This window comes from Streptomyces sp. NPDC107521 (assembly GCF_055598485.1).
Genome location: NZ_JBVKAT010000010.1, coordinates 212,055 through 224,332, shown reverse-complemented (window position 1 = coordinate 224,332; position 12,278 = coordinate 212,055). Strand labels below are relative to the sequence as shown.

10 protein-coding genes are annotated in these 12,278 nt (G+C 75.7%); 7 read left to right on the top strand and 3 right to left on the bottom strand.

Going from position 1 to position 12,278, the window contains the following annotated elements; all coding sequences use genetic code 11:
• The first annotated feature begins 353 nt into the window (after positions 1-353).
• Both ACZ7LB_RS17765 and ACZ7LB_RS17760 read left to right on the top strand, forming a co-directional pair.
• Positions 354-1,148, top strand: coding sequence for a hypothetical protein (locus tag ACZ7LB_RS17765; RefSeq protein WP_471469154.1), 795 nt, complete (start codon positions 354-356; stop codon positions 1,146-1,148).
• A gap of 410 nt (positions 1,149-1,558) precedes the next feature.
• Positions 1,559-1,774: an I78 family peptidase inhibitor gene (locus ACZ7LB_RS17760; protein WP_161226377.1), complete on the top strand. Its 216-nt coding sequence runs from the start codon at positions 1,559-1,561 to the stop codon at positions 1,772-1,774.
• Between the two features lie 60 nt (positions 1,775-1,834).
• On the opposite strand, the gene ACZ7LB_RS17755 is transcribed toward ACZ7LB_RS17760, so the two are convergent.
• Entirely contained in the window at positions 1,835-2,908 is a 1,074-nt protein-coding gene (locus ACZ7LB_RS17755) for a phosphatase PAP2 family protein (protein WP_471469152.1), read from the bottom strand.
• A gap of 289 nt (positions 2,909-3,197) precedes the next feature.
• Positions 3,198-4,376 carry a glycosyltransferase family 39 protein gene (locus ACZ7LB_RS17750; protein WP_471469150.1) on the bottom strand — a complete coding sequence of 393 codons (1,179 nt, stop codon included), beginning with the start codon at positions 4,374-4,376 and terminating at the stop codon, positions 3,198-3,200.
• Positions 4,377-4,975: 599 nt separating this feature from the next.
• Here ACZ7LB_RS17750 and ACZ7LB_RS17745 point away from each other — a divergent pair.
• Both ACZ7LB_RS17745 and ACZ7LB_RS17740 read left to right on the top strand, forming a co-directional pair.
• Entirely contained in the window at positions 4,976-6,574 is a 1,599-nt protein-coding gene (locus ACZ7LB_RS17745) for an MFS transporter (RefSeq protein WP_471469148.1), read from the top strand.
• A 136-nt stretch (positions 6,575-6,710) separates the two neighbouring features.
• Positions 6,711-7,901 (top strand): acyl-CoA dehydrogenase family protein, encoded by a 1,191-nt coding sequence (locus tag ACZ7LB_RS17740; RefSeq protein WP_471469146.1) that lies wholly within the window; start codon positions 6,711-6,713, stop codon positions 7,899-7,901.
• 31 nt (positions 7,902-7,932) lie between these two features.
• Here ACZ7LB_RS17740 and ACZ7LB_RS17735 read toward each other — a convergent pair whose 3' ends face one another.
• Positions 7,933-8,367, bottom strand: coding sequence for a cell division protein SepF (locus ACZ7LB_RS17735; RefSeq protein WP_161226384.1), 435 nt, complete (start codon positions 8,365-8,367; stop codon positions 7,933-7,935).
• Between the two features lie 349 nt (positions 8,368-8,716).
• On the opposite strand from ACZ7LB_RS17735, the gene ACZ7LB_RS17730 reads away from it, so the two are divergent.
• The 3 genes from ACZ7LB_RS17730 (at position 8,717) to ACZ7LB_RS17720 (ending at position 12,077) form a co-directional block, all read left to right on the top strand.
• The gene (locus ACZ7LB_RS17730) at positions 8,717-9,808 is read left to right on the top strand and encodes a DUF5685 family protein (protein ID WP_471469144.1); all 1,092 of its coding nucleotides are present in this window, start codon (positions 8,717-8,719) and stop codon (positions 9,806-9,808) included.
• A gap of 97 nt (positions 9,809-9,905) precedes the next feature.
• Entirely contained in the window at positions 9,906-10,811 is a 906-nt protein-coding gene (locus ACZ7LB_RS17725; protein WP_471469142.1) for a DUF1684 domain-containing protein, read from the top strand.
• Between the two features lie 354 nt (positions 10,812-11,165).
• On the top strand, positions 11,166-12,077 hold the full coding sequence (locus tag ACZ7LB_RS17720; RefSeq protein ID WP_471469140.1) for a S1 family peptidase: 912 nt from the start codon (positions 11,166-11,168) through the stop codon (positions 12,075-12,077).
• Positions 12,078-12,278 lie beyond the last annotated feature (201 nt).

Below are 12,278 nucleotides of genomic sequence, written 5' to 3'. Positions count from 1 at the left end.
AGGACAACGGGCGACCGGTGGCGGGAGTCACGCCCCGGCGTGAACGCGATCCCGGCGGCGGACCTCCGCCCCGCCCGCCCGGCGGGACCCCGCGCGGGGCCGCGCATCCCTGTGCCCACAAGGCCCCCGGGCCGGAATGGCGGCCCGGGAACCCTCGCTCCGGGGAGTCGACAAATCAGGAAATCAGTGAAGGAACAGAGTGGCCGAAAGCGGCTGTTACTGGAGGTAGTGGTGGGGGGTGCGGGTACCGATCTGTCGGTCGTGACCACATCGCAACCGGTTCGGGACAACCCGGGGGTCCGGTTTCGGGTCTGTGAACGTACGAGGAGAAGACCGAGGAGGAATCGCACCGCATGACGCCGACGCCCCCGCTGCGCGCCGACTGCACGGCCGATTCCGCGGGCGGTCTCACCTTCGACGTCGCCGCCCGGGAGGGCGGTGACACGGCCCACCTGGTGCTGCGCCGCCGGGACGCCGACGACGAGGTGGGCCTGCCCCTGGTCCCCGTCGCCGAGGACCGGCTGCGGGCCGCGCTCCCCAGCAGTGTCGCCCTTCCCGAGGGCCGCTGGGACGCCTACGCCCGGCTGGCCGACGGCGAGCCGCTGCGCCTGCTGCCCGGCGTCACCGACCTCAGTTCCCTCGCCGACCGCGCCCCCAGCGGACTGCTCGGCCACGTCGCCGTCCGCATCCCGTACGCCACACGCCGGGGCAACCTCACCGTCCGGAGCTGGCTGCGCGCCCCGCACGCCGAGACGGACGGGCCCCGTCCCGCCGACGGCGGGCTGACCGTGCGCGGCCGGGTCTACGGCACCGAGCTCGTCCCCGGGGCCGCCCACGCCGAGCTGCGCCGCCGTCCGGACGCGGGCGGGGCGGGCCTCCGGCGGCTCGACGTGGCCGCCGACCGGACGGAGTTCCGCCTCGACGTGGACTACCGGACCCTCGAACCCGGGGTGTGGGACCTCTGGCTGCGTCCCGCCGGGGAGCCGGGCCCCGCCGTGAGGGTGGCCCGGCTGCTGGACGACGTCGCGGACAAGCAGCCCGTCTTCAGCTTCCCCAGAGCCCGGGTGGCCACCCCGCACGGCACCCTGGAGGCCGCCCCGCACTACACCTGGGACAACGACCTGTCGGTGTCGGTCACCGCCCTGTGAGGAGCGGGTGCGGGCCCCGCGCGGAGCCCGCCGCTCACCGGGCCGGCCGTCTTCCCGGTCCTCCCGGGGAGAACCCCGCCGGGATGGGGAATGGGCGGGCGTCGTAGGTATTTCCTGTGCGGGTGCCCGGTTCCGGAGTGTTCGTTCGAACCATTCGCGCACGGAATGCGCGGCCCTGCCGAATCGTTTCCCGAGCCCTTTCCCGTCCATATATTCGAGGGGTGGCCCGGTCGTTCGGAAATACCTCGGCCATGCCTCCTGAAGAGGGAGGGATACGCCCGTCCGGGTGGCTGGGGACGGCCGGAAGCCGTGTCGTGATCCTGTGACAGAAGTGTGACCGGAGGGCGATGCGCACCCCGCGTCACCGGTCCGGGCTTCCCCGCCGCCGGGCCAGGGCCTAGCGTGGCCGTATGGCACCGATACCGACACCCCCGGCCGAACCCCGGGACAGTCCGGACGCGTACGTCGGCCTCGCCTCCGGCGCCGCGGAGCGCCGCGCGCGGGAGCGGGGGTGGTCGTCGGTCCGGTCCTTGCCGCCGGGCGCGGTCATCACCATGGAGTACCGGGTGGGGCGGCTCAACTTCGAGGTCCGGGACGGCCGTGTGGTCCGCGCCTGGAAGGGCTGACCGCGGCCCGCGGGGGTCGCGGCACCGGGCGCCGTCGGCCCGTGTCCCGGCGTCCGGCGCTCAGCCGCCCGAGAGGTGGCGCGCGGCGGGTGCCGCGCTGCGCGGGTGCCGGTCCGCGTGCGGCGGACGGCGGCTCCCGGCCGGGGTGACCGGCGCGCGGTCCGGGCGGCTCGTGTGCGGACCGGGGGCCAGGTAGACGGGGGCCCACGCCACCTGCTGGGCGCCGACCGGCTCGGGCTCCGGCGCGGCCGGCTGCGCGGGCCGCGCCCCCGGGTCCGCTCCGGCCGGGAGGCGCGGCGCGGGGGACTCCGCCCGTGCGGGCGCGGCGGCGGCCACCGGGGCGGCGGACGGCCCCCGGGCCGGGGTCCGCCGCCGGCGGCGGGCGAACCAGCGGTCGCGCATCCCCAGGATCCACGCCTCGGCGTGGGAGATCAGCGGCTCGAACCAGGGCAGGGCCAGCAGGATCAGCAGCCCCGCCGTCCAGCCCAGGAGCACGTCGCTCAGCCAGTGCGTACCGAGGTACACGGTCGACATCCCGACCCCGAGCGAGGTGATCGCCGACAGGGCGGACAGCCAGCGCCGGGCCCTCGGGGTCGAGGCCAGATAGGCCAGGATGCCCCAGGTCACGACGGCGTTCGCGGTGTGACCGCTCGGAAATATATCGCCGCCGCCGCCCATCTCGTTCGAGCCGATGGTGGTCGCGTAGTGCGGTCCGAGCCGCCCCATGCCGATCTTGGCGGCGCCCACGGTGACGTTCAGCAGCAGCAACGAGGCGCCGAGCGCGAGCAGCGGGCGCAGCGTGTGCTGCCGCCAGGAGCGCCAGCCGAGCCACGCCGCGACCATCACGGCCGTGGGGCCGCGCTGGCCCAGCACCACGTAGTAGTCGACGAACGCGTGGATCTCCGGCCACTGCTGGTAGGGCCGGAAGAACATGACCTGCCAGTCGAGCCGGACCAGCCAGGAGGTGATCTGCACGGCCCAGACGATGGCGAGGTAGAAGGCGAGGGTCGCGGCGAACAGCACGGTCCGGTGCCGGCTCATCGACGGCACCGCGAGGTGGACCGGTCGTTCCGACTCCCGGTCCAGTCTCGCGAACACCCGGTCCAGCCGGGTGGGCTTCCGTTCGGTACGCACCCAATCGACGTTACAGCGAGTGAGGAGTGAACCCCGACGAATCAACGGCTTTGTGATGACGATGTGATGTGGGATTGCTCTCAGGAGGCGCCCAATTCTCCGTGAATGCGCGGGCGCGGCCGGAGCGGGCTTCAATTCCTTTGATCGGTCCGGCGGCGGGTTTATCGTGCTTTTAGAATTCGTTCACCGAATACTGGTGCGGAATTTCCCCGCCGCTCACGGCACCCGCCGGGCCGCCGGCGCCACCGGGACCCGCCGGCGCCGGCCCGCCGGGCGTAGCCGCCCCCGGTCAGGGCGGCCCGGACCCGTTCAGCCAGAACGCCCCGTACGCCGCCGACACCGCCGCGGCGCCGCCCACCACCAGCGCCGCCCGGGGGACGCGCGCCCGGGCCAGGGCCACGGCCAGGGGCAGCAGCAGCGGGAACGCCGGCAGCAGCAGCCGCGGCTTCGAGCCGAAGTAGCTCGACGCGCACAGGGCGAGGACGGTCACGGTCCCGGAGTACACCAGCAGCGCGAGCGGCTGGCCCCGCCGCACGCAGACCCCGTACAGCCACAGCAGCAGGCAGACCCCGGCGGTGAGCGCGGCCCCGGCCAGGGCCGAGGGGAACGAGGTGAACAGGGCCGCGGTGAACCGGGCGAAGGCCGCGCCCCCGTCGAAGCCGTTGCGCCACCCGGCCTGGACGTCGAGGTAGCCGAACGCCCCCCGCCCGGTGCGGTGGCCCACCCACAGCACGTACCCGGCGGCGCCCAGCGGGGCGAGCAGCAGCCCGGCCAGGCACCGGGCGCGGGCGCGCGTCCCGGAGAGCGGCGCGTCGGCGCGGCGGGAGCCGGCCAGCGCCGCGGTCCCGGCCGCCCACACCGCCGCCGTCACCGCGAGCCCCACCGGCCGGGTCAGCCCGGCCAGGGAGGCCAGGGCGCCCGCGGTCACCCAGCGCCCGGTCAGCACCGCGTACAGCGACCAGGCCGCGAGCGCGGTGAACAGCGACTCGCTGTACGCCATCGACTGCACGATCCCTACCGGCAGTACCGCCCAGAGCAGCACCGCGCCCACCGCCGCCCGGCCGCCGTACAGGTGCTCCGCCACCGCGAAGATCCCCCAGGCCGCCGCCAGGGAGGCGAGCAGGGAGACGACGAGGCCGGCGGCCCCGTGCGACAGCGGGGAGAGCGCCGCGCCCAGCCGCTCCAGCCACGGCAGCAGCGGGAAGAACGCGAGGTCGGAGTGGACGTCCCCGTTCGGCAGCCGCACCACGCGGCCGTAGCCCCGCTCGGCGATGCCGGAGTACCACACGGAGTCCCAGCGGGCGGTGAGGAGGGTGAGGGCGCTCTTGTCGCGCGCGGCGCTCCAGCCGGCCAGCACGGCCAGCCCCAGGGCGCGCACCGCCGCGTAGCCGAGGAGCGCGGGGGCGGCCCGGCGCAGCGGCCCGGGGCGGTCCGGCGCGGGGGCCGGGCGCGTTTCGAGATCGATCACGCGCCCGATTATCTTCCGCGCCGGGGGCGGGGCGGCTCCCCGCCCGTCCGGGGCGGGGCGTGTGCCTGCCCCGCCCGTCCGGGGGCGGACCCGTCCCGCCCACGCGCTTCGCCGGGGGCGGACCGATCCCGCGCACACGCTCGGCCGGGCGCGGACCGCTTCCCGTGGCGGGCGTGGACCGCTCCGCTCGCGCGCCCGGCGGGCCGCCCAGGAGACCGGGGGCCTCCCGCCCCGGGGAGGCGCGCACCCGGCGCTCCCGCTGCGAGGGCCTTCCGCGCGGGGGCGGGTGCCCTGGCTCCCGCATCGCCGCACCGCGCGGGCCCCGGTGCCACGGGCTCGGCCCCGGGCCCCTCGGCCGGGTCCCCGCGCCCCGCCTCGCGCGGTCCGCCCCGCCGGGTGGCGCGGCGGTGTGGGCCGGACGGGGCGGGAGGGGCGTGTGAGGCCCGCCACCATCGCCCCCGCGGGCCTCGCGTACGCTGGCGGCCCACTCGCGTTCCGTCGCACGGCCCCGGAGGCACCGCTCCTCCCGGCCGAGCCGCGGGGGAGTCCCCACCCCCGCGAGGCCCGCCGGACGCGGGGGAACATCTTGGAGGTACACCATGTCCGGGACGCCCACGGCCGCAGCCGCGCCGCGCCGTCGGGAGGCCGGGTCCGGTGCCGATCGCTGGGTGGTCCTGATCGTCCTCTGCGTCAGCCTGCTGCTCGTCGCGGTCGACGCCACCGTGCTGCACGTGGCGGTGCCCGCGCTCACCGAGGACCTGCGGCCCGGCTCGATCGAGCTGCTCTGGATCGTCGACGTCTACCCCCTGGTCTGCGCCTCGCTCCTGATCCTGTTCGGCACCCTGGGCGACCGGGTGGGCCGCAGGCGGGTGCTGCTCTGCGGCTACGGGCTGTTCGGCGTCGCCTCCGCGCTGGCGGCCCTCGCGGACAGCGCACCGGTGCTGATAGTGGCCCGGGCGCTGCTCGGCATCGGCGGGGCGATGATCATGCCCGCGACGCTGTCGATCCTGCGCCAGGTCTTCCCCGACCGCCGGGAGCGGGCGCTGGCCATCGGCGTGTGGAGCGCGGTGGCCGCGGTCGGGGCGGCGGTCGGGCCGCTGCTCGGCGGCTTCCTGCTGGAGCACTTCTGGTGGGGCTCGGTCTTCCTGGTGAACATCCCGCTGATGCTCGTCAGCCTGCCGGTGGGCTGGCTGCTGCTGCCCGAGTCGACGGGCGACCGCACGGGGCCGTGGGACGTGACCGGGGCGCTGATGGCGGCCGCCGGGCTGTTCGGCGTGGTGCTCGGGGTGAAGCGGCTGGGCGGCGGCGAAACGGTGGCCGGCCCGCTCACCCTGGTGCCGCTGGCGGCCGGTGCCGCGCTGCTCGCGGGCTTCGTACGGCGGCAGCGGCGCCGCCCCCATCCGCTGGTGGACCTGCGCCTCTTCCGCCGTCCCGCCTTCAGCACCTCGGTCGGGTGCATCGTGCTGGCCATGCTGGCGCTGGTGGGCCTGGAGCTGATCGCGGCGCAGTACCTGCAACTGGTCCTCGGGCTCTCCCCGCTCCAGACCGGGCTGCGGCTGCTGCCGCTGACCCTCGCCGCGATGGCCGCCGGACTGGCCGGGGCGCGGCTGCTGCGGCGGTTCGGACCGCGCCGGACGGTGTGCGCCGGGTTCTGCGTCACCGCCGCGGCGGTGGTGCTGCTGACCGCGATGGGCCGCACGGACACCTGGGGGCTGCTGCTCGCCGGGTTCCTGCTGCTCGGCTTCGGACTGGAGACCACCCTCTTCGGCGCCTACGAGTCGATGCTGAGCGAGGCGCCGCAGGCGCAGGCCGGCGGGGCGGCGGCGATAGGGGAGACCTCGTACCAACTGGGCGCCGGCATCGGCATCGCCCTGCTGGGAAGCGTGATGAACGCCGCGTACGCGCCCCGGCTGACCGGCGGTGTCCCCGGGGTCCCGGAGGAGGCCTCCGCGGCGGGCGCGCGATCGCTGGGGGAGGCGTACGACGTGGCGGCGCTGCTCGGCGGGCCCGCGGGGAGCGCGCTGCGCGGGGCCGCCGCGGACGCCTTCGTCCGGGGGCTGCATGTGACGCTGCTGGTCAGCGCGGGGCTGCTGCTGGCCGGGGCGGTGATGGCGCTGCGGCTGCCGCGGGCCATGCAGGGCGAGGCGGTGGCGCTGCCCGGCCCGCGCGACCCCGCCGAGGCGGGTCTCCCGGCGTGACCGGGCCCCCGGCCGGGCGCGGGAACCGCCCGGCCGCCGGACGGCCGGGGCGGGTGGACGCGGGGGAGGGCGCCGCGTAGCGTCGGTGCCGAGCTGCCTGCTAGCGGTGCTAGTTTTCCGTCCCCGGAGGGTGTCCATGGCCTCGTCCCCCGCGCTGCCCCCGTTCGACCCCGCCGATCCCCTCGGCATCGACGACCTCCTGGAACCCGAGGACCTCGCCGTCCGCGGGACCGTGCGGGACTGGGCGGGGAAGCGGGTGCTGCCGCACATCGCGGAGTGGTACGAGCGCGGCGAGCTGCCCGGCGTCCGCGAACTCGCCCGCGAGCTGGGCGGCATCGGCGCGCTGGGGATGTCCCTGGAGGGCTACGGCTGCGCCGGGGCCAGCGCCGTGCAGTACGGGCTGGCCTGCCTGGAGCTGGAGGCCGCCGACTCCGGCATCCGCTCCCTCGTCTCCGTGCAGGGCTCCCTCGCCATGTACGCCGTGCACCGCTTCGGCAGCGAGGAGCAGAAGCGGGAGTGGCTGCCCCGGATGGCCGCCGGCGAGGTCATCGGCTGCTTCGGCCTCACCGAGCCCGACCACGGCTCCGACCCGGCGGGCATGCGCACCCGCGCCCGGCGCGACGGCGGCGACTGGGTCCTCGACGGGCGGAAGACGTGGATCACCAACGGCTCGGTGGCCGGGGTCGCGATCGTGTGGGCCCGCACCGACGACGGCATCCGCGGGTTCGTGGTCCCCACCGACAGCCCGGGTTTCTCCGCGCCCGAGATCCGGCACAAGTGGTCCCTGCGCGCCTCCGTCACCAGCGAACTGGTCCTCGACGGGGTGCGGCTCCCGGCCGACGCGGTCCTGCCGGGCGCCCTCGGGCTGCGCGGCCCGCTCGGCTGCCTCGGCCACGCCCGCTACGGCATCGTCTGGGGCGCGATGGGCGCCGCCCGCAGCTCCTTCGGGACGGCGCTGGAGTACGCGAGGACGCGGGAGCAGTTCGGGCGGCCCATCGGCGGCTTCCAGCTCACCCAGGCCAAGCTCGCCGACATGGCGGTCGAACTGCACAAGGGGATCCTGCTCGCCCACCACCTCGGCCGGCGCATGGACGCCGGCCGCCTGCGCCCCGAGCAGGTCAGCTTCGGCAAGCTCAACAACGTCCGCGAGGCCATCGACATCTGCCGCACGGCCCGCACGATCCTCGGCGCCAACGGGATCTCCCTGGAGTACCCGGTGATGCGGCACGCGACGAACCTGGAGTCGGTGCTCACCTACGAGGGCACCGTCGAGATGCACCAGCTGGTGCTGGGCAAGGCGCTCACCGGACTCGACGCCTTCCGGTGAGGCGCGGGCGGGGCCGTGGCGCGGCCCCGCCTCAGCTCTGGTTGAAGAAGCCGTCCGAACGGTGCGAGGCGGCCTCGCCGCTGATCACCTCGGTGTCGGCCGGGCTCAGCAGGAACACCCGGGTGGAGACCCGCTCGATCGAACCGCGCAGCCCGAAGATCAGCCCCGCCGCGAAGTCGACGACGCGCTTGGCGTCGGTGGCCTCCATGGCCGTCAGGTTCATGATGACCGGGACCCCCTCCCGGAACAGCTCCCCGATGGCCCGGGCGTCCCGGAAGCTGTCCGGGGTGACCGTGCCGATCCGCCGGCCCCTCTCCTCCGCGACGTCCGAGGCCACCTTCACCCGGGGGTCCGTGACCCAGGTGTCCTGGGACTCGCCCTCGGAGTAGTCGTCGTCGTAGTAGCGCTCGTCATCATTGTCGTCGACGAGGCCGAGCCACGCACTCGCCTTGCGTACCGATCCCATGGACGCCTCCTCTCGCAGCGGTCTTCCGTGCTTCCGCATCCCCATGGTCATCCATGATGTGGACGTCGCGCCAAGCGGACCGACGCCTCGCGGGGGGTTTGTGACGGTACTGGTGCACAGCGGATCCGTCGAGAGTCCTTGTGTCCCAAGGGTCATTCCCCAAACGGATGCTGACTGTGAGTGAAATATGATTCTCCCCGGCGTACGGGTGAGGGACCGTACGTACGGGTGAACGCGACAGTCGGTACGATGCCGCAGCTCAACATCGTACGGACCACGGGGGAGTGTCGTGTTCGGGATCGTCAGACCATGCAGACATCGGCTGGGGGAGAGCCTCGGCGGCCAGTGGATGGCGCATTTGTGCGGCCTGTGCCTCGCTCTGCGCAAGGACCACGGACAGTTCGCCCGTATCGTGACGAACTATGACGGGCTGCTCATATCGGTGCTGACGGAGGCTCAGGCCATGGACGGCGGCGCCGGTGCGGGGCGGCGCACGGCGGGGCCCTGTCCGCTGCGCGGCATGCGCACCGCCTCCGTCGCGCACGGTGAGGGCGCCCGGCTCGCGGCGGCCGTCTCCCTGGTGCTCGCCTCGGCGAAGGTCCGCGACCACGTCGCCGACGGCGACGGGCTGCTGGCCCGGCGGCCGGTGGCGCTCGCCGCCCGCCGGGTCGCCCGGGGCTGGGACGCGGCGGGCGCCCGCGGCGGCACCGCCGTCGGCTTCGACACCGCCGTCCTGGTCGACGCCGTGGACCGGCAGACCGGCATCGAGGCGCTCGCCGGACCCGGCACCCCGATCCTCACCGTGACCGAGCCCACCGAGACCGCGACCGCCGCCGCCTTCGCGCACACCGCGCACCTCGCGGGGCGGCCGGGCAACGCCGAGCCGCTGGCCGAGGCCGGGCGGCTGTTCGGACGGCTCGCCCACCTGCTGGACGCCGTGGAGGACCGGGGGGCCGACGCCGCCTCGGGCGCCTGGAACCCGCTCACCGCCACCGGCACCTCCCTCGCCGAGGCCCGGCGGCTCGCCGACGACGCCGTGCACGGGGTGCGACTCGCGCTGCGCGAGGCCGAGTTCACCGACGGGCGGCTGGCCCACCGGCTGCTCGTGCACGAGCTGGGCACCTCCGTCGACCGCGCCTTCGGCTCCGCCTCCCGCGCCCACGGCGGCCACCCGTACGCCCCGCCCGGCGGCCCCGGCGCGCCGACGCCCCCCGGGCCGCCGCGCGGCAACCGGCGCGGGCTGCTCGCGGGCTGCGCGGTGTGGGCGGGGCTCGCCTGCACCTGCCAGATGTGCTGCGGCACCTACGAGGACCCGTGGTCGGGTGAGCGCAAGGAGAGCCAGTGCGCCAACTGCGACGGCAGTTGCTGCGAGTGCTGCAACTGCTGCAGTTGCTGCGGTGAGGACGGCTGCTGCGGCGACGGCTGCGGCTGCGACTGCTGACCCCGCCGGTGCCGCCGCCCGGGTGCCGCTCCCGGCGGGCGGCGTGCCCCCGGCCGTGCCCCGGCCCCGGGCGGGAGGGGTGTGCCAGGGTGCGTCCATGACGAATCCCGCGAAGGACCCCGCGCCGGGGCCCGCCCCGGCCGGCCCCGGTGACCCCGCCGCTCCCGCCGGCCCCGCCGCTCCCGGAGCGGCCGGGGCGTGGCGGCGCTGGCACGAGGACCGGGTGGCGGCGGTGTCGGCGCCCCACGGTCCGCTCGCCCTGGTGGGCACGTACTGGCTGGAGGACCATCCGGAGGGTCGACTTCCGGACATCCCGGGGCGATGGACCGCCGACGGCGACGCGGTGGTGCTCGCGGCCACCCCGGAGGACTGGCTGACGGTGGACGGGCACCCCCTCCGCGGGGAGGTGCGGCTGGCCGCCGACTCCGGCCCGGCCGGGGCGGCCCGGGTGGCGTACGGCGAGCGCCGGCTGGTCGTCCTGGTGCGGGAGGGCGCCTGGGGCGTACGGGACTTCGACCCGGCGTCCGGGGCGCGGCGGGCGTTCCGCTCCATCGAGGCCACCGCCTACGATCCGCGCTGGTCGGTGCCGGGGCGCTTCACTCCTTACGGTGACGGGGACCGCAGCGTCCGGGTGCCCAACGCGGACGGGCGGCGGCGCGGACTGGCCCTCGGCGGCGAACTGGCGTTCTCCCTGCCGTCCCCGGAGTCGCCCGAAGGGGTGGGTCCCGACGGGGAGCGGGAGTTCACCCTCCAGGTGAGCGTCGAGGCGGACGGCTCGCTGTGGGCGGTGTTCGCGGACGGCACCAGCGGGGACAGCAGTTACCGCTTCCGGTTCCTGCGCCCGGCCGCCCCCGACGCGCGGGGGCGCACCACGGTCGACTTCAACCGGGCGCTGCTCCCGCCGTGCGCCTTCGCCGACCACTTCGTCTGCCCCTTCCCGCCGCCTGGCAACACCCTCGGCGCGGCCGTCGAGGCGGGCGAGCGCAGGCTCCTGACCGGCTGATCCGCCGGGGTCGGCGGTCCGCGGACGGAAGCGCCGCCGGGCCGCCGCCGGCCGGCCCGGGGCGGGTGTCCGCGGGCGGGGTCCCGGGCGGTTCCGCCCGGTCCGGCGGCCGGGCGGAATGCCCGTTTCCGCCGGGATCGCGCGCGGATGGGACGGGAGTGGCGCCAGGGGGTGCGGAGTCCGTGAGTGACGGCTGAAAGGCACCCTTGTGCCGACCGGACGTCCGGCCGAATACTTCCAACTTCAGCGCTTGTCAGGGGCACGGCAATCCGTTCCCGGACGTCCGGCCGCTGACCGCGCCTCACGGGCCCAACCCCACGAAAAGGCCCCTGACTTCCCCTGTGGAGGAACGAAGTGAGGATCAAGCGCACGACCCCCCGCACCAGCACGAGACGCACCCGTCTGATCGCCGTGTCCGCCGGCCTCGTCGCCGCGGCGGCCTTCGCGGTGCCCAGCGCGAACGCCTCCGGCACCCCCGCCCCCACCGCCTTCGGCGCGGCCGACCTCGCCGGCGCGAGCGCCTCCGTGCTCAAGGCCGACGTCCCGGGCACCGCCTGGGTCGTCGACCGGGCGACCGGACGGCTGGTCGTCACGGCCGACAGCACCGTCTCCGCGGCCGGGATAGCGAAGATCAAGGAGCAGGCCGGCGACCGGGCCGGGGCGCTGACCATCAAGCGCACCCCCGGCACCTTCAGCAAGCTGATAGCCGGCGGCGACGCCATCTACGCGAGCGGCTGGCGCTGCTCCCTCGGCTTCAACGTCCGCAACAGCAGCGGCGCCGACTACTTCGTGACCGCCGGGCACTGCACCGACGGCGCGGGCACCTGGTGGTCCAACTCCGGGAAGACCACGGTCCTGGGCACGACCAGCGGGTCCAGCTTCCCGGGCGACGACTACGGCCTCGTCCGCTACACCAACACCTCGGTCAGCAAGTCCGGCACCGCCGGCGGGGTGGACATCACCCGCGCGGCCACGCCGACCGTGGGCACCACGGTCATCCGGACCGGCTCCACCACGGGCACCCACAGCGGCCGGGTCACCGCGCTCAACGCCACCGTCAACTACGGCGGCGGCGACATCGTCTCGGGGCTGATCCAGACCACGGTCTGCGCCGAGCCCGGCGACTCCGGCGGCCCGCTCTACGGCAGCAACGGCGTCGCCTACGGTCTGACCTCCGGCGGCAGCGGTGACTGCACCTCGGGCGGCACGACCTTCTTCCAGCCCGTCACGGAGGCCCTGAGCGCCTACGGCGTCAGCGTCTACTGATCCCGGACGGACCGGACGGCACCGGCGGCCGGGGCGGACTGGAGGGCCCCGCCCGGCCGCCGTGCGGGGACCCGCGCCACGGGTCCCCGCACCCCCGGCCCCGCACCACGAGCCCCCGCGCGCGACCGGCGCGCGGGGGCTCCGCCGTGCCCGGAACCCGCCGTCCCGGGCCGCGTCGCACCGCGTCGGCGACCGCCCGGT